The following is a 17,402-nucleotide window of genomic DNA, read 5'->3' as shown; positions in this document are numbered from 1 at the left end:
CGTACAGTCCACCTCGGTATCGATAGCAAAGCTGCTCGCGCCATACTTGTCTGGCTTCGGGAGGTGTAGATTGACCCGCGCTGTTCGCATCTCACCCTTCACCCTTACGGACTCGCCGATAAAGGTGATGACCATTGTGTGGCTCGCCACGATCATGCGCTCGTCCGTGAACTGCCATGGCTCTGACGCTGCCGGTGACACACTCGCACCCGCCAATAAGGTCCACGCCAAGTTCTGACGTGACCCCCGTTTTTCCTCCAGTTGGAGCTAGAGTCCGACCCCGGAAAGGGACGGACAGATGAAGCGGAAGCAGTTTTCGGAAGAGCAGATCATCGGCATCCTGAAGGAGGCCGAGGCGGGCGCGGTAGTGACGGACCTGTGCCGGCGGCACGGGATGTCGAGCGCGACGTATTACGCGTGGAAGGCCAAGTTCGGAGGGCTGGAGGTGTCCGACGCGAAGCGGCTGCGAGCGCTCGAGGAGGAGAACGCCCGGCTCAAGCGGCTGCTGGCGGATACGATGCTCGACAACGCGGGTCTGAAGGACCTGCTGTCAAAAAATGGTGACGCCTGCCGCGAAGCGGGAAGCGGTCGCGCATCTCCAGACGGCGCTGGGGATGAGCGAGCGGCGGGCGTGTGCTGTCGTCGGAGCGGATCGCAAGAGCATGCGGTACCGCTCGTGCCGGGGAGATGATGGCGACCTGCGGTCGCGATTGCGTGAGCTGGCGCAGCAGCGCCGGCGGTTCGGCTATCGGCGGCTGCACATCCTGCTGCGCCGGGACGGCATCACGATCAACCGCAAGAAGACCCAGCGGCTCTACCGCGAAGAGGGTTTGACGGTGCGTCGTCGCAAGGGACGCAAGCGTGCTGTCGGCGCGCGGGCGCCGGCCCCCGTGCTGGCGCTGCCCAACCAGCGCTGGAGCCTGGACTTCGTGCATGACCAGATGGCCACGGGGCGGCGGTTCCGCATCCTCAACATCGTCGACGACGTGACACGCGAGTGCTTGCGGGCGGTGCTCGACACCTCGATCTCGGGCAAGCGCGTGGTACGCGAACTCGCTAATCTGATCGCCGAGCGCGGTGCGCCCAAGATGATCGTCAGCGACAACGGGACCGAACTGACCTCGAACGCGGTGCTCGCGTGGTCGGGCGATGCCGGCGTCGAGTGGCACTATATCGCCCCGGGCAAGCCGACGCAGAACGGGTTCGTCGAGAGCTTCAACGGTCGCATGCGCGACGAGTTGCTGAACGAGACGCTGTTCTTCACCATCCGCCAGGCGCGCGCGATCCTCGCGCGCTGGGTCGACGACTACAACACTGAGCGGCCGCACTCCTCGCTCGGCTACGCCACACCAGCGGCCTTCGCCGCCGAACTCGAAAAGCAACGGGCGGGTTTAAACCCGCCCGTTGCTTCACCCGCGCTCCTGCGCGACAACAACGGTCGGTCTCTGGTTGCCGCTGGATGAAAAACGGGGGTCACGTCAGTTCAACAGCAGTATCCGCATGTACTGTTCCCGCCTTCAAGATATGTAAGCGCACGATTCTCGAATTGCGCGATTCTAGCCAATCAGGCTTTCTCGATAAGGTCGTTACTCTAATACAAAGCGCATCAGGCGGTTATCACCATCAAAGCTACTGTAATCAGCGCCATAAGGATCGTGAAACCTATCCTTATATTTCGGCTTGGAATGATGACGTACAGAAACGTAACAACGCAGACCGTAGCCCCCCAATCTCGAACAACGCTATGTCAATGGCATGAGCCATACCGTTGCCTGCAGCGTCGCTGTCGTTGGTTGTTCCGTACCGGATAATCAACAGGATAAGGACGTCAATCAATACCATCACCGAAAAACCGATGGTACGACGTGATCGCATCCACCATCGGCTTTTGTCGAGCGACTTCTCGCGCAGGGCAACCATACGTCTGTCTATCGGATCGTTCAGAGGTTTTCTCATTCTCTAAAGTTCTGCAGGTTCATCAGCATCCTCACAAGCAACCGGGATTAGCTGAGATTATCGCTTTATAATGATCGATCCGCCAGCGCTCGGAATGGTCGGTGAATGTAAAATGTCAGACACCGCCATAAACTTTAGATTTGAGAGAGGACGCTAGCGGCGTCGATAATGCTTGCGGCAAGCGTCCGCCCAACCCGGACGTTCCCAAAATGCGATGATTGGCAGACAAAGTTATAGGCATCCCGTATTTGTCAAATAGGGTATACCCTGAGTGGGCATGGGCTTTGGTACACAAAACCCGTTCAAACAGGGTCGGTAGCAGAGAAATCGGACACCTCATTATGAGGGTCTAGAGTCTGCCTGAACACATTAAGGGTGCGCGTCTGACATTGCTGCGTCAGCCTCTGCCTGTCGACGGCGATCACGAGCAATCTTGGCTAGCAGCGTTCGACTGCATCCAGTCGCATCCATTATATCGCGCCAGCTTCGGCCATCGCGAAGAAGGCTCGAGATCGCAGCGTTGCGGGTCTTGTTCTCGGGACGCCCCTTATAAAGGCCCGCTGCCTTGGCTTTTGCGGTGCCTTCGGCTTGTCGACGACGGCGATCCTCATAGTCCTTACGGGCAACCGCGGCGAGTACGTCCAACATCATGGCGTTGACCGCTGCGAACATTCGGCCGGTGAACTCATCCGTCGGCGCCGTCAGGATCCACGACGTCGGCAGGTCGAGTGCAACAACCCGGACCTGCTTGGCGTCGATTATATTCCGCAGTTTGATCCAGTCTGGGGAGGTGAGGCGGGAAAGCCGATCAACCTGCTCGACCAAGAGCACGTCTCCCGGCTCGCAATCCGAAAGCAGGCGGAACAGCTCTGGCCGGTGAAGCTTGGCTCCACTTTCGTTTTCGACATAGCGGGCCGCAATCCGAAGCCCGTGCTCGGTCGCAAACACGTCGAGGGCGCTCTTGGCGCGCGACGCATCCTGTCCGGAGGTAGAAGCGCGAAGATAGGCTCGGATAAACATCCCGCAGTCTGCTATATGTGGTACTTATTAGTCTAGTCCTTTTTACGCCGTCAGGACGGGATTAAAGTACCAGCTATTGAGAGGTCTGCGAAAGGCATAGCTAAACCGTACCGGCTGCATCCCAATCATTCGCACGACTTTGGAAGAGGAAGGGCGTGGGAAGGGGAGGGGCCTCGGCCGGGATCGATGGTGCCTTACTCCTGGTTCATTGCGGTCGCCCCATCGGAGCCGCCCTGCCTTCTCATAATGCCATCTCACTGCGCAATTTGGAGAAAGTGTTTTTGAGAACGTATTTTGAGAAAGCTCGGTACATGAGGCGCGGGACTGACCGAAAGACGACAGCTATCTCGCTGGCGGTTCCTAATTGAGAACCTATCTGGCCAACGAAAAGCTAAGGGTTGATGAGCTTCCGCTTTTTCGCTCGGCCCTGTCGAATGACATGAGAATGCCGAGCAGGATCAGCACCGTCATCATTGCCGATCCACCGTAGGACAGAAGTGGCAGCGGGATGCCAACGACCGGAGCCAGACCCAGCACCATTGCCATGTTGATCCCGACATACAGCGAGATCGTGAAGGACAGCCCAATCGCAGCAAGTTTTACGAAGCGATCGGTTGATCGCATGGCAACCCCACTCGCCCAGCGAATAATCCACGCATAGGCCAGTAGGATCACGACCCCGCCGACCAGGCCCCATTCTTCCATCATCGTCGCAAGGATGAAGTCGGTATGCGGCTCAGGCAGATAGGCGAGGTGGCTCTGTGTGCCCTCCATGAAGCCCTTGCCCCAGATGCCGCTTGATCCGATCGCGATCTTCGACTGCGCGATATGGTAGCCCGTGCCGAGCGGGTCGCTTTCGGGATCAAGGAAGATCAGCACCCGGTGTCGCTGATAGTCGTGAAGCAGATTGTTCACGACGACTGGAAGCGTGCAGGCGAATGCCAGCCCTCCCCCACAAACCAGCGTAGCGGGATGCCGGCAAGAAAGAGGAGAGCGGTGCCGGCGAGCGCGATCATCATCGCAGTGCCTAGATCGGGTTGCAGCAGGACCAGCACGACCGGCAGACCGATCATCACCACAGGTGGCAGCAGCGTCATGGGGCGGCGGATGAACCCGGGGGGCACGCGGTCGAAATAGCTCGCCAGTGAAAGCACGATAGCGATCTTCATGAACTCGGAGGGTTGCAGGCGGATGATCCCGAGATCGATCCAGCGCTGCGCACCCATCCCGATCTTGCCGAACAGCTCGACGATCAGCAGCAGCCCGAGTGTGACGCCATAGAAGGGCAGCGAATAATCGCGCCAGAACGACACCGGGACGAACGACACCAGCAGCATGACCACGAACAGAAAGCCGAACCTGAGACCCTGATTGAACGCCCACGGTGTCATGCTTCCGTTCGCCGCAGAGTAGAGCGTGAGCAGACTTGCAGACATGACGATGCAGACGGCGAGAAGCATCGACCATGGCAGCGATTTGATCGCTAGGGGAACATGTTCGCGGGAGATGGCAGGCGTCCTTGTTGTCCGCGGCAGCGGACAGGATGATGAAGGGCGGTGCGAGCGGTTAGTCGGACGCCGGCGATAGGGTGGTCGACGCCGGGTAAGTTCCGGATCTGGCGAACCGGAGGACGGCATATCCGGCGAGCGCGGACATCATCGATCCCAGCAGGATGCCGATCTTCGCCTCTTCCGCGAGGTGCGGAGACGTTGGGAATGCAAGCGCGCCGATGAACAAGCTCATCGTGAAGCCAATGCCGCACAGCAGAACGACGCCGTACGTCTGCATGACGCTCGCGCCCGGCAGAGTGCCGAATAGCCCCAGCCGCCTGCCGATCTGCAATGCGCCAAATATGCCGAACTGCTTGCCGAGGAACAGACCGGCAGCAACGCCCAGCGGCAACGGTGCGACGATCGCCTGCAACCCGATACCGCCCAACGATACGCCGGCATTGGCGAACCCGAACAGCGGTACGATCAGCAGCCCGACTAACGGCGTCAGCGCGTGTTCGAGACGGTGCAGCGGTGCGCCCGCGTCCCTGTCGCCGTTCGCGCGAAGCGGGATGGCGGTTGCGGCGAGGACGCCCGCGATAGTCGCATGGACGCCGGAGAGTAGCACCGCGTACCAGAGCAGTGCGGCCAAGATGAGATAGGGCGTCAGCGCGTTCACACCCCGCCAGCGGAGCAGGTGCATGACCCCGAAGATCGCCGCGGCAGCGGTGATCGCCAGCGCGTCGATCGACGCCGTATAGAACAGCGCGATGATAGCGACTGCGCCAAGATCATCGACGATCGCGACCGACATGAGGAATAGTTTCAGCGAGGCCGGCACGCGGTTGCCGAGCAGCGCCAGCACGCCCAACGCAAAGGCGATATCAGTCGCCGCGGGGATCGCCCATCCGCCGTACAAAGACGGGTCGGACCATGACACGAGCAGATAGATCAGCGCCGGGACAGCCATGCCGGCCGCGGCAGCTATGGCAGGCATCGTTCGGTCGGACCAGCGCGACAGCCGGCCTTCCAGAAACTCGCGCTTCAGTTCGAGACCCACGAGCAGGAAGAACAGCGCCATGAGGCCGTCGTTGATCCAACGGTGCGGCGTCATCGGGCCTAACCGGTCGGACAATGTCGGCCCCACCGCCATGTGCAGTACGTCGTGGTAAGCGTGCGTTCCGGGCAGGTTGGCCGCAATCATCGCCAGCGCCGCAGCGCCCATGAGCAGCGGGCCGCCAGCAGCCTCGCTGCGAAGGAAGGCAAAGCGCGCCTCGACACCTGTCTGATGATGAGCGGCCATGCGCAGTCCTGCCCTTTGCGGTATCGGCACCGCCGATGGGACGTGCGGATCAATGATGAGAAGTTGTCCGCACGGCACGTCGGAATGCTGATCGTTGTGGACGCTCTTTCGGTAGCAGGCCCGGTCGTTGTGAGAAAATCGGAAGTTACATTGCCGCTTATAGAGGTTGCCTATAAGGTTGGTGATGCCTCGCATTCAACAGTTGCGCTACCTCGTGGCCGTCGCCGACACGCTCAGCTTCAGCCGTGCGGCCGATCAGTGTCGTGTCACCCAGCCCACGCTCAGTATGCAGTTGAAGGAACTGGAAGGTCGCCTGAACACGCAACTCGTTGAACGCACGCGCGTACGCGTCGTGCTGACGCCGGTCGGCGCCGAGATCGCTCGCCGTGCGCGCTTCGTGCTTGCCGAAATCGAGGATATTCGGGAGATCGCGCGCCGTGACGATCCCGCGGCACTACAGGGAACGCTTCAAATGGGCGTTCTGCAGACGGTTGGCGGGTACGTCCTGTCGCTGGCAATGCCGGCGCTACGCGAGACATTCCCTGATTTGCGGATCGTCGTGCGCGAGGACAGGCTGGAAAGCCTGCCGGGGAAATTGTCGGATGGTACACATGACGTGCTCCTTCTGGCGCATGGACCCAGCCAGCCCGACTTCAGTTTCGTCCGGTTGATCCGGGAACCGCTGCACCTTGTCATGCCGAGCGACCACAGGCTTGCCCGATGCGAAGTCGTGCAGCCCGAGGATCTAGCCGGCGAGACAATCCTGGTCATGGACCGCTCACCACGGCTTCACGACCAGATCGCTTCGCTATGCAACGAGGTCGGCGCGATCGAAGTCGACGACTATGCCGGGACCACGCTCGACACGCTGCGTCTCATGGTGACGACCGGCATGGGCTTGTCGCTCCTCCCCGCACTGTATGTCCGGTCGGACGTGCTGCGCGAGAAGCTGATCGTCGCGCGACCGCTGGCGAGGCGGGCGCCAGTGCGCGACCTGACGATGATATGGCGTTCCTCGTCACCACGGGAAGCGACATATCGCCGTCTCGCCGAAGTTATCCAGCGGTGCGTGATGCCGTGGGAACAGCCGGACACCGGCGAACCGGCAACGATTTTTGGCGGTTAGGACTGGACGCAGCTATGGGCATACGATGCTATCCGGGAGAATAAGGGATGCGCGCGACGGCGCGACGCGCGCTGCGTCCGGGCCTCCCGCAGGGTGGCGTCGGGGGTGAGGCCGTCTGCGGGCACCTTGGGGACGGCGACGCGCTGCGACAGGTAGATGCCGTTATGCCCGGAGCAGAGGTAGGCGACGCAGCATGCGACCGCGATCGGCACCGCATAGGTGGCCCCGAACAGTTCGATGCCCATGAAGGTGCAGGCGAGCGGCGTATTGGCCGCACTCGCGAACAACGCGACGAAGCCGATCGCGGCGAACACGCCGGTCGGCACGCCGAACATGGGTGCCAGCGCATTGCCGAGCGCCGCGCCGATAAAGAACAGCGGCGTGACCTCGCCTCCCTTGAAGCCGGCGCTCAACGTGACGACCGTGAACAGCAGCTTCAGCGCCCAGCTCCACGGGTGCGTGTCGGGGCCGAAAAAGCTGAATAGCGTCAGGCCGTCAGGTGTTGCTGCGAGCGTGCCGAGGCCGAGATAGTCGCGTGTACCGAACAGATAAACGAGCGCGATGACAGCCAGCCCGCCGATCACGGGGCGCAGCGGGCCATAGGAGACGAGCCGCTTGAGCCACCCACCAAGGGCATGATTGGCTTCTGCAAACACCAGCCCGACCAGCCCGAACCCCACGCCGGAGATCCCGGCCTTGATGACGAGCACTGCGTCAACCGGCACCACTGCATCGATCCGGTAAATACCGTGATGGATACCCCAGACAAGGCAGGTCCAGTCGCCGACCAATGCCGCGACCAGACATGGCACCAGCGCGCGATATTCGACCCGCCCGATCGCCAGTACCTCCAGCGCGAACACCGCGCCCGCGATCGGCGTGCCGAACACCGCACCGAACCCGGCCGCGATGCCGCACATCAGCAGGATACGGGTGCCGTCCGCATCGAGGTTGAGCGCGCGACCGAAGCCGCTGGCGAGACTACCACCCAACTGTACCGCAGTGCCTTCGCGACCCGCGGACCCGCCGAACAGATGCGTCACCACCGTTCCGAAGAAGATCAGCGGTGCCATGCGTAGCGGCACCCCGCCCCCGGTTCATGTATCTGTTCGACGATGAGGTTGTTGCCGCCCTCCACCGAGCGTCCGGTCAGATGATAGAGTAGCCCGACGGCGAAGCCCCCGACCGGCAGCAGGTACAGCAGCCACGGGAAGGCGAAGCGCAACCGGGTGACCGCATCGAGGCTCCACAGGAATGCCCCGCAAAGCGTGCCGACGACCGCGGCCATAGGGATCAGGATCAGCGCCCAGCGCAGCACCGACATGGTATGGTCGTGCCGGTTGCGGACGAACGTCGCCAAATTGAGTTCGTCATAGAGATTGCGAAATGTTGCGCGCACGATTCCTCCTTGCTGCCTTGCGGCGCCTGGTAGGAATCATCGGCCCTTGCGAGGGCGGTTCGGCCAAATGGCCCGGCGGAAATCCATCGCCGTTGGTAGCTATATGTCGTTGCGATGCACCAAGGTCAAATGCACGTTTGAAAGGAGGTCATGACCGGATGGTTGGGCGGCACTATGAGGCTGTTGCGATGCTCGAAAGGTCGGTCGCGGTATCGATCACCACCCCAGCCTCTTTGCGCTCAGAATAGCGGTCGACAAGCTGCCTGGTGTGCGGTCGCAGCAGGATCGTGAAGCGCACCAGTTCCTCCATAACATCCACGATCCGATCGTAATAGCTGGACGGCTTCATCCGGCCGGCGTCGTCAAACTCGTTGAACGCCTTGGCTACGCTCGACTGGTTGGGGATCGTCACCATTCGCATCCACCGGCCGAGGACGCGCAGGGTATTCACGCTGTTGAATGACTGCGACCCCGCCGACACCTGCATGACGGCAAGCGTGCGGCCCTGCGTCGGGCGCATCCCACCCATCGACAGCGGCAGGTGATCGACTTGCAGCTTCATGATGCCGGTAATCTGACCATGCCGCTCGGGGCTGCACCACACGTGCCCCTCCGACCACATCGACAGTTCGCGCAGCTCGTGAACGGCTGGGTGATCGTCCCCCGTCACCTGATCGGGTAGCGGCAGCGTCGAGGGATCGAAGATCCGCGTTTCGCAGCCGAAGAATTGCAGCAGGCGAGCGGCTTCCTCGACGCAAAGCCGCGAGAAGGACCGTTCCCGCAGGGAGCCGTAGAGCAACAGGATGCGCGGAGGTGGATCGCCAGCACCTAGCCCAAGGGCAGGACGATCGAGCGCATAGCGCCGATCGAGCGCGGGTAGATTATCAGGATCGGAGAGAATGCGGAGCGGCATCAGGCGGTCCTTGGGCCAAGCAGAATGATACAGGTGCCGATCAGGCACAGTGCGGCTCCGCCCGCGTCCCAGCGATCGGGCCTTACCCCTTCGACAGCCCACAGCCAGATCAACGATGCGCAGATGTAGACGCCGCCATAGGCAGCATAGGCCCGCCCCGCTGCATCGCTATCCACGCGTGTCAGCAGCCAGGCGAACAGCATAAGCGAGACTATGCCCGGAGCCAGCCACAGGGGCGATTTGCCCAGTCGCATCCATGCCCAAAAGGCAAAGCAGCCCGCGATTTCCGCGAGTGCCGCGGCCAGATACACGAGCGTCGTCATACCATGCTGATCCTGATCGCGAGTGCCGCGAGTGTCACCAGCAGCACCGGGATCGTTAGTGTCGCACCAACCTTGAAGTAATAGCCCCAGCCAATCCGAATGCCCTTTTGCCCGAGGACATGCAGCCAGAGCAGCGTCGCGAGCGAGCCTATCGGTGTAATCTTCGGTCCAAGGTCGCACCCGATCACGTTGGCGTAGATCATCGCTTCCTTGATCGCGCCCGTAGCGTGCGTCGCGTCGATCGACAGCGCGCCTACCAGTACGGTCGGCATGTTGTTCATCACCGAGGAGAGCAGCGCGGCAATGATCCCGGTCCCGAACGCCGCGCCCCACACGCCGCCTTGCGCAGTGCGATCGAGCAGGCTGGCAAGGTGATCGGTCAGGCCAGCATTCCGCAGGCCGTAGACGACCAGGTACATGCCGAGCGAGAAAATCACGACCTGCCACGGCGCACCTGCCAGCACCTTGCGCGTCTGGATGACATGGCCGCGCGCGGCGATGACGAGCAGGAGGACCGCGCCAGTAGCGGCAACGGCGCTGACCGGCACGCCGAGGGGTTCGAGCAGAAAGAAGCCGGCGAGTAGCAGGGCGAGAACGACCCAGCCCGCCTTGAACGTGGCATGGTCGCGGATCGCATCACCGGGCGCGCGGAGCTGCGCCACATCGTAGCTCGCTGGTATGTCACGTCGGAAGAACAGCAGCAGCGCGACCAGCGTCGCCGCGATCGACGCCAGATCGACCGGCACCATTACCGAGGCATAATCGGCAAAGCCGATCCGGAAGAAGTCGGCCGACACGATATTGACGAGGTTGGAGACGATCAGCGGCAGACTGGCGGTATCGGCGATGAACCCCGCAGCCATCACGAACGCCAGCGTCGCCTTGTCCTTGTATCCCAGCGCGCGCAGCATCGCGATGACGATCGGCGTCAGGATCAGCGCCGCGCCATCATTGGCGAACAGCGCCGATACCGCCGCGCCGAGCAGGACGATCAGCACAAACAGCCTGCGACCATGCCCCCCGCCCCAGCGGGCAACGTGAAGCGCCGCCCATTCAAAGAATCCGGCTTCGTCGAGCAAAAGGCTGACGATGATGATCGCGACGAACGTCGCGGTCGCATTCCAGACGATCCCCCACACCACAGGTACGTCGGAGAGTGAGACGACCCCAACAAGCAGCGCGACCGCCGCGCCGCCCAGCGCGCTCCACCCAATGCCGAGGCCTTTGGGTTGCCAAATGACCAGGGCGATCGTGATGACGAAGATAGTGAGCGCGAGCAGCATCAGGCGATGCGCTGACCCGAGGCATCAACAATCTGTTCGCCGTCTTCCTTGGCAAACGCTTTCTGTTGCGGTTCGGGCAGCAGATCGAGAATTGCTTCCGACGGTCGGCACAGCTTCACGCCTAGCGGCGAGACGACCAGCGGCCGGTTAATGATGACCGGATGCGCCATCATCGCGTCCACCAGCGCTTCGTCGGACAGCGACGTGTCGCCCAGGCCCAGCTCCGCATAGGGCGTGCCCTTCTCACGCAGCAGATCGCGGGGCGTGATCCCCGCGCGATCGATCATCTCGACCAGCAACGCACGCGAGGGCGGCGTCTTCAGATATTCGACCACATGCGGCTCGATGCCGGTATTGCGGATCATCGCCAGCGTGTTGCGCGACGTGCCGCATTCGGGGTTGTGGTAGATCACGATATCGACGGCCACGGGGCGTCCTTTCAGCAGCAGGGGTGAGTTCGGCTAGAAGCGGCGCACACACGTCAGGCGAACCGGCGCAGCAGTCCTTGACCAGGAACAGGGTCAGTGCGCGCAGCCGGTCCAGATCGGCGCGGTATATGATCGACCGGCTATGCCGTTCGGAGCGCACGATGCCGGCCCGCGCGAGGATGCCGAGGTGCGCTGACATGGTGTTCTGCGGTACGTCGAGCTGGCGGGCGATTTCGCCCGCTGCCATGCCGTCCGGTTCGTGCCGCACCAAGAGGCGGAACACATCGAGGCGAGTAGCCTGTGCGAGCGCACCAAGTGCAGCGATAGCCGATTCATTTTCCATATATCCAGCATAGAGGATATGTTGAGCTTGGCTAGTTCGAGATTTCCGGAGCCAGCTTTCTCAATTCAGCATCCCTCGCGAGAAAGTCGGATCAGACAAGAACGCCCAATTGCGGACGACTATCGCCCACGTCCGGACGTTCGAGCTGAACATTCGACGCCCAACACCGGCCGTTTGTTAAGGCCGACGCTCGCTTAATTTGATCGATGAACGAAATGTTCGAAAGCTGTCACCAATTTGGACGGGGTAGCGTGCGTTTAATATCGTCCACCTTGGAGAGCACACGTATGAAGCTGCGGTGGGTCGTCCTGACCATTGTCTCAATGACTTTGCCTGCGGCCGCAGAAGCGACGGGAGGAAGCTGCTTCTTAGGCGTCAATGGCCATGCCTATCTCGACGGCACCTGTGATATAGATCTAGCCAAGGATGGCAGCTTTTCCATCTTCGCTCGCGCGCCTAATCGTTCGCGCTATTTTGCCTACGTCAACATCGATCCCGCGACGAGAAAGGCCGATGCAAGCTGGAACGGCGTCGCTGGGGAAAGTCATGCCCACGATCCGCTGGGGACTGTCACGCGTAAGGGAGGCTGTTGGATCAACGCGCATACTAAAGTGTGTGCATGGAAGCCTGGCACCCGCCCGGCTACGTTCTGAGGCAGCCTTTGACAGCCTGGCTGTACAACTCACCCCGACGCTAAACGTCCGGTCTCGCCAGTCAATCCGCTAAAAGCGGCCGGTCCGCTAACCTTTCCATCTCGGACATTCCCGAAACTCGATCGAAAGGGAACCTGCTCGCTAGAGCCGCTTTTGCAGGAAGATAAGCTTTTGGCCGACAGGATGGTCGTCCAGCGTGCCGAACACCTCAAACCCCAGCTTCTCATAAAAGCCGCGGGCTTGGAACTCATGGGTGTCCAGCCAAATTCCGACACAGCCGTTGGCTCGGGCGATCCCTTCCGCCTCGCTCATCAGCGCCTTGCCATAGCTTCCGCCTCGATACTGCTCCGGGACGGCCAGAAGCTCTACAAAGAGCCAATCGTAAACGCACTTGCCCCATAAGCCGCCCACATGATCACCACGCTCATCGGTCAGCATTATCGCCACAGGGCGGATGCGCGGATCGCCCGCTTGACGGATGTTGTAGGCGCGCAGTGGCGCACTTATTGCCTCGCGGTCCGTCTCGGAGGGGCTGTCGGGGATAGTGATTCGTAGCGTCATCGAAGAAGCGTATCTGAACCCCGTTCTGCGACATAGTACCTCCTCGCACACGAACCAAAGCGGGAGACGGTCGCCAGCCGGTCGCGCTGACGGCCACCCAATGTTGCCAGCTTCCCAAATACTGTTGCCGTTGCCTGTCCGAAATTGCCGTTTGAAGATGGTAAGCTGGAAAGGAGGTGTTGAACGAATGGTCGCTTTCGAGAGATCAAACTCCCCATTTTAGCGGCTGTGTCCGGGCGTTTTGGACCGCCCTTATTTCCCGATCGGGGGCCTGCTCGGGAAAGCCACATGCGGCCCGTCAGACACCCAGATCCTCCAAGGCTGTCTCGACGGCTGCCATAACGTCCGCACTGACGCGCATGATAGGTAGCGGCGGATCGCCGACCGAAAGGGAGAGCCGGTCAGCGACAACGTACATCACCCGCAGACTGCCATGCGCTTTGAACAACGCCCATAAGGGGGCGAAAGCAGCGTCGATCGCGGCCACCTCGGCGGCATCGTCCTGCTGCGCTGCGCGGGTCATCCGCAGCGACGGTTCAGGCAAGAGGCCCGCAACGACGCTAAACCAAGCGTCGCAACCTGCGAGCAGTGACGGGGCGGCGCCCCAATCGCCGCTGTAGCCAATCGCGAATTTTGGGGTGTTGAAGCGCGGAGCCGCGCCAGCTCGCCGGCATAGTCGTCATCCGCTGGCAGCGGCATCTTGATCCCGGCGATGCCGGGCATTGCCGCCAGCTCGCAGATCAGCGCGTCGGAGAAGCTGAAATTGGTCGTGCCGGGATTGTTGTAGATGCAAAGCGGGAGCGCCGTGGCACCGGCGACGGCGCGGTAATGGGCCGCAGCTTCGTTATCGGTCAGGGTGGCATAGGACATGGGCGCGAGCAGCAGGCCGCATACCCCGGCCCGCTCCGCATCGACGGCAAGCTGGATTGCCCAGCTTGTCCGCAACGCGCCGATACCGACGACCAGCGGCACCCGCCCGCCCGTCGCCTCCACCGCCGCAGCCACGGCCCGGCCGCGCTGGATGCGATCAAGGTAGGCGTAGATGCCGGTGCTGCCGAGCAGTCCGATAGAGTCCACACCGGCCGCCACCAGGCGCTCGACCAGCACGCCGATCGCCGTGGTGTCGACGATCCCATTGGGATCTGCGGGAGTAAGCGGGAAAGCCGACAGGCCGGTGAACAGCGTGGACATGAGTGAGCCTTTTGGTTCAGCAGGCGGTGAAGAGCTTCGGGCCGGCGCTGGTAAACACCATGGCGAGCCTTCCTTCGATCCAGCGGCGCGCGCAGGCGTAGCCGCACACCATCGGCTCGGTAGAGAACACAGGCTCATACAGCCGCCACGCGGGCGCTGCAAAGAAGCTAGCGGAAGTTCGGAGCATTCAACAAGGCTTGATGCCTCTGTCCAGTACCGGGAAACCCCGGCGTGGGGTTTCCCGGCAGCCCGTTCGTCGTCAGCGCATTTCAGGGTCCATTCTATGCGTTGATCGTCATTCCGAGGCCGATGACTTCTTACCGAGCGATCCCGATCAATGCTGTCGCTGTGTAGCCACTCGCGACACTACCGGTAAATGTTGGCGTCTGCTGCGCGAGCTGCGCGGCCGTATTATCACCAAACACGTTGTCAGTGCTGAGTGACAGACCTGCAAAGATACCTTTTGCACTTGGATATGTCGTTGTGTCAGCGAAGACAGTGTTGCAAATCGCTGCTGGCATACAAAGCTGCGAGGTCAAGATAGAGTATTTTCCGCTGAGTGCATTCGAGAGCGACGAGAAAACCTCGAAATGATAATGCGGCCACCGACCGTCATAGGCAGGCGGAAAATAGGTGGTGAAGGTGACCTGTCCGTTAGCGTCGGTGACCTGGACACCGCGAAGGTAGCTCTCGGCCGCGGCTGTATAGAGTGAGTAATGGCCATACCGATCGGCGTGCCACAGATAAACGGCGTATCCGCTGAGTGGCGCGCACGTGGCGTTGACGTTCACCAGCGTCAGGGTGACAGTAACGAGCACCCCTCCTGCGTCCGTCGTGGTGCTGATAAAGCTCTTCCGAATATCGCTTCGCACGATCCCGCTTATGGTAAGGATATTGCTCGTCGATCCACTGGCTGTGTTGGTGCCATCGCCTGGATAGGGGCCTGCGGTTTCCGTTGGATCGGCAATGCACGTGGCTGTGCTAGTCGGAGTAGCTGTCGTTGTGGTCGTTGTGGTCGTTGTGGTGGTGGTCGGCGTCGGCGTTGCGGTGGTCGTCCCGCCCGAAACGACAGATACAGTCCCGGAACTGTCGCTGCTGCTTCCACCGCAGCCCGTCACCAGCGCAGCGGTGCCGACCCCGGCAAACCACTTCAGAGCGCGCCGACGATCAGCAAGACGGTGCATGAGGACCAAGTCCTCGGCTAGGCCGTGACCGTGCTCTGCTTCTTCGATCATGTGCGGGTCGTTCATGCGTCTCTCCTCGTGCTTTAAATCACGCTTGTCGGGGAGGCGCTGGACGACCGTATTTCGGGACTGGCTGGATTTATTGCAGAATATTTCAGCAGGGCAGTACGACTAGGATTTGCGCGCCGTTTTCGCTTGGCTCGGACGTCACCCGTCCTCCGTGGCGGGTGGCGATGGCCCGAGCGATAGCGAGTCCAAGGCCCGTGCCGCCGGTTTCCCGATTACGGGACGGGTCGCCGCGAACGAACGGCTCGAAGAGACGTTCGGCTTGTTCAGGATCTATGCCTGGACCGTCATCCTCCACCGTGACCGCCACCGCTCCGTCGAGCTTACGCCATCCAACGCGTGCGCGGTCGCCATAACGGATGGCGTTGTCGATTAGATTGGCGAATAGCCGTCTCAGCGCAGCAGGGTCACCTACCACCACCACGCGCGCATCAGGAGTGATCGTCACATCCTTCCCCGCTGCACGCGTGTCCTCGACCAAACTGTCGAGCAGGCTCCCCAAGTCGAAGCGGAGCGCTGGTCCTTTCACGAGTTCGTCGCGTGCGAAGCCGATCGCTGCACCGATCATTGCGCGCATTTCATCGACATCGGCAGCGGCGCGCGCGCGCCGCTTCGGGCAGACCCTCAATGTGGAAGGCGAGGCGCGACAAGGGCGTTCCAAGATCATGCGCAATGGCCGCGAGCATCGTGGTGCGACCTTCAACATGGTGACCAATACGATCGTGCATGTCGCTAAATGCGACAGCCAATTCGCGTACTTCGCGCGAGCCTTCTTGCGGTGCCGCCAATGGCGAACCTATCCGCGCAGCTTGGGCTGCGCTGGCAAGATGCTGGAGCGGACGCGAGATGCGGCGGGTGATTATCCAGGCCGGAATCGACAGAAGGATCAGCGCGAATCCCATCCCGCCAAATGTTACAACGTGCCAGCTGGTTATGAGTGGACGATCGGGGCTGCGAACGGTGCGCCACTTGTCCATCGTACGCCCGGACACAGTGAACCCACCACGGACCTCGCCTGCCTGCTCTCGCTCTTGCTCTCGCTGAGCGTAGAAGCCGAAAACCGGGCTTCCCAGAGCTCGGGCGAGGGCGGCATCATGTTCAAGGTCTGGCGTTTCGCCGGGGCGGGCGGGTTGCCGTCCTGGAAGAACGATGAGGCCTGGCACGACCGTGCCACGCAAGGCTGCCAAGATGTCCGTATCAGGAATCGGTCTTGGACGTGGCGGGGGCCATTGAACGTGATCGCGAACGTGACGACAGTCGCGAGCACGATTGCGGCGATAACTAACAGGAAGATCGGTTGCGCAATCGACGCCGCGCGTTTGGCGGGCATATCAGCGCCGCTGCACATCGGCGGTGAACAGATATCCTTCGTTGCGGACGGTCCGGATCAGCTCTTCACCGCCGCGCCCATCGTCGCGCGCGAGCTTACGACGCAGGCGGCTAACTTGGACATCGATCGCACGGTCGAACTGTTCCGCGTTCATGCCGCGCGAATGATCGAGTATGAAGTCGCGCGTCAGAACACGGCGCGGGTGCTCGATCAGCGTCAACAGCAGGCGAAACTCGCCATCGGTTAGATTGATGAGCACTTCGTCGGGATCGAGCAGTTCGCGCGCAACCGGATCCACGCGCCATCCAGAAAAACGAAGGAACACCCGGCTTCGAACAAGCGGCGCTGACGTACTCGCACCTCTGCGCAGGACCGCGCGGATGCGTGCCAGTAGTTCGCGCGGGTTGGCGGGCTTGGCCAGATAGTCATCAGCCCCCATCTCCAAACCGATAATACGATCGACTTCTTGCCCGATCACTGAATGCATGATGACGGCAGGGCCGGTTGTTCGATCGAGGGAGCGAAGGATCGACAGTCCATCTTCGCACGGCATCATCACGTCGAGAATTACGAGATCATAACGGTCGCGTGCCAGCGCGGCGCGCATCTCGGAGCCGTTCGGCACGGCATCGACCACAAAGCCGTGCCCGACAAGAAACGCGGTGGTCAGCTCGCGAATGCCCGGATCGTCATCGACAATAAGGAGGCGGGTCGAGAGATCCATCATATCCTGTGGGGCTGGTGCAATGTCGAGCATAGCACGACCGCTGCCCCGGCAACGTATCCGTAGCATTGCGGGGCTGCAACAATCACGAACGAGAGCGTAGCGCCGA

Annotated in this window: 17 protein-coding genes, 3 pseudogenes and 1 riboswitch; of the genes and pseudogenes, 3 read left to right on the top strand and 17 right to left on the bottom strand. The window is 61.5% G+C overall.

What is annotated here, in order from left to right; genetic code table 11:
• The first annotated feature begins 298 nt into the window (after positions 1-298).
• Positions 299-1,463 (top strand): IS3 family transposase gene (locus tag QP164_RS07015; protein ID WP_333922098.1). Its coding sequence is split into 2 segments (ribosomal slippage): positions 299-555 and positions 554-1,463, totalling 1,167 coding nucleotides; the frame shifts between segments, so codons are not numbered across the junction.
• A gap of 862 nt (positions 1,464-2,325) precedes the next feature.
• Here the strand turns inward: QP164_RS07015 and QP164_RS07010 are convergent.
• From QP164_RS07010 to nhaA, 3 genes and pseudogenes are all read right to left on the bottom strand, one after another.
• Positions 2,326-2,976 (bottom strand): recombinase family protein, encoded by a 651-nt coding sequence (locus QP164_RS07010; protein ID WP_333922677.1) that lies wholly within the window; start codon positions 2,974-2,976, stop codon positions 2,326-2,328.
• A 372-nt stretch (positions 2,977-3,348) separates the two neighbouring features.
• A pseudogene (rodA, locus tag QP164_RS19820) lies at positions 3,349-4,436 on the bottom strand (rod shape-determining protein RodA).
• A 106-nt stretch (positions 4,437-4,542) separates the two neighbouring features.
• Positions 4,543-5,769 (bottom strand): Na+/H+ antiporter NhaA, encoded by a 1,227-nt coding sequence (gene nhaA / locus QP164_RS06995; RefSeq protein ID WP_333922674.1) that lies wholly within the window; start codon positions 5,767-5,769, stop codon positions 4,543-4,545.
• 184 nt (positions 5,770-5,953) lie between these two features.
• Here nhaA and QP164_RS06990 point away from each other — a divergent pair, with 184 nt between their 5' ends.
• On the top strand, positions 5,954-6,895 hold the full coding sequence (locus QP164_RS06990) for a hydrogen peroxide-inducible genes activator (protein ID WP_333922673.1): 942 nt from the start codon (positions 5,954-5,956) through the stop codon (positions 6,893-6,895).
• Here QP164_RS06990 and QP164_RS06985 read toward each other — a convergent pair.
• From QP164_RS06985 to QP164_RS06960, 6 genes and pseudogenes are all read right to left on the bottom strand, one after another.
• Positions 6,892-8,294: pseudogene (locus tag QP164_RS06985) on the bottom strand (voltage-gated chloride channel family protein). The gene QP164_RS06990 and the pseudogene QP164_RS06985 overlap by 4 nt on opposite strands.
• Positions 8,295-8,317: 23 nt before the next feature.
• Positions 8,318-8,394, bottom strand: a riboswitch (Fluoride riboswitch).
• Positions 8,395-8,466: 72 nt separating this feature from the next.
• On the bottom strand, positions 8,467-9,207 hold the full coding sequence (arsH, locus tag QP164_RS06980) for an arsenical resistance protein ArsH (RefSeq protein ID WP_333922672.1): 741 nt from the start codon (positions 9,205-9,207) through the stop codon (positions 8,467-8,469).
• Positions 9,207-9,530, bottom strand: coding sequence for a YnfA family protein (locus QP164_RS06975; protein ID WP_333922671.1), 324 nt, complete (start codon positions 9,528-9,530; stop codon positions 9,207-9,209). Before QP164_RS06975 ends, arsH begins: the two co-directional genes overlap by 1 nt.
• Complete coding sequence (locus QP164_RS06970) at positions 9,527-10,813, bottom strand: arsenic transporter (RefSeq protein WP_333922670.1); 1,287 nt, start codon at positions 10,811-10,813, stop codon at positions 9,527-9,529. Before QP164_RS06970 ends, QP164_RS06975 begins: the two co-directional genes overlap by 4 nt.
• Positions 10,813-11,241, bottom strand: a complete 429-nt coding sequence (arsC, locus tag QP164_RS06965; protein ID WP_333922669.1) for an arsenate reductase (glutaredoxin) — start codon at positions 11,239-11,241, stop codon at positions 10,813-10,815. Before arsC ends, QP164_RS06970 begins: the two co-directional genes overlap by 1 nt.
• A gap of 19 nt (positions 11,242-11,260) precedes the next feature.
• Positions 11,261-11,584, bottom strand: a pseudogene (locus tag QP164_RS06960) (ArsR/SmtB family transcription factor); the annotation flags it as partial.
• A 287-nt stretch (positions 11,585-11,871) separates the two neighbouring features.
• Between QP164_RS06960 and QP164_RS06955 the strand changes: the two are divergent.
• The gene (locus QP164_RS06955) at positions 11,872-12,237 is read left to right on the top strand and encodes a hypothetical protein (RefSeq protein ID WP_333922668.1); all 366 of its coding nucleotides are present in this window, start codon (positions 11,872-11,874) and stop codon (positions 12,235-12,237) included.
• 141 nt (positions 12,238-12,378) lie between these two features.
• On the opposite strand, the gene QP164_RS06950 is transcribed toward QP164_RS06955, so the two are convergent.
• The 8 genes from QP164_RS06950 to QP164_RS06915 form a co-directional block, all read right to left on the bottom strand.
• Positions 12,379-12,798: a GNAT family N-acetyltransferase gene (locus QP164_RS06950; RefSeq protein WP_333922667.1), complete on the bottom strand. Its 420-nt coding sequence runs from the start codon at positions 12,796-12,798 to the stop codon at positions 12,379-12,381.
• A gap of 298 nt (positions 12,799-13,096) precedes the next feature.
• Positions 13,097-13,321 carry a hypothetical protein gene (locus QP164_RS06945; protein ID WP_333922666.1) on the bottom strand — a complete coding sequence of 75 codons (225 nt, stop codon included), beginning with the start codon at positions 13,319-13,321 and terminating at the stop codon, positions 13,097-13,099.
• Positions 13,318-13,989, bottom strand: coding sequence for a dihydrodipicolinate synthase family protein (locus tag QP164_RS06940; RefSeq protein ID WP_333922665.1), 672 nt, complete (start codon positions 13,987-13,989; stop codon positions 13,318-13,320). Before QP164_RS06940 ends, QP164_RS06945 begins: the two co-directional genes overlap by 4 nt.
• A gap of 16 nt (positions 13,990-14,005) precedes the next feature.
• Entirely contained in the window at positions 14,006-14,176 is a 171-nt protein-coding gene (locus tag QP164_RS06935) for a hypothetical protein (RefSeq protein ID WP_333922664.1), read from the bottom strand.
• A gap of 130 nt (positions 14,177-14,306) precedes the next feature.
• Positions 14,307-15,239, bottom strand: a complete 933-nt coding sequence (locus QP164_RS06930) for a dioxygenase family protein (RefSeq protein ID WP_333922663.1) — start codon at positions 15,237-15,239, stop codon at positions 14,307-14,309.
• A gap of 88 nt (positions 15,240-15,327) precedes the next feature.
• Positions 15,328-15,807 (bottom strand): sensor histidine kinase, encoded by a 480-nt coding sequence (locus QP164_RS06925; RefSeq protein ID WP_333922662.1) that lies wholly within the window; start codon positions 15,805-15,807, stop codon positions 15,328-15,330.
• A gap of 10 nt (positions 15,808-15,817) precedes the next feature.
• Positions 15,818-16,216, bottom strand: a complete 399-nt coding sequence (locus tag QP164_RS06920) for a HAMP domain-containing protein (protein WP_333922661.1) — start codon at positions 16,214-16,216, stop codon at positions 15,818-15,820.
• A 354-nt stretch (positions 16,217-16,570) separates the two neighbouring features.
• Complete coding sequence (locus QP164_RS06915; RefSeq protein ID WP_333922660.1) at positions 16,571-17,326, bottom strand: response regulator; 756 nt, start codon at positions 17,324-17,326, stop codon at positions 16,571-16,573.
• Between the last annotated feature and the right edge of the window lie 76 nt (positions 17,327-17,402).

This window comes from Sphingomonas sp. LR59 (assembly GCF_036855945.1).
In the GTDB taxonomy this organism is placed as follows: domain Bacteria; phylum Pseudomonadota; class Alphaproteobacteria; order Sphingomonadales; family Sphingomonadaceae; genus Sphingomonas.
The sequence above is the reverse complement of the archived record's forward strand: the minus strand, read 5'-3'. Positions and strand labels throughout refer to the sequence as shown.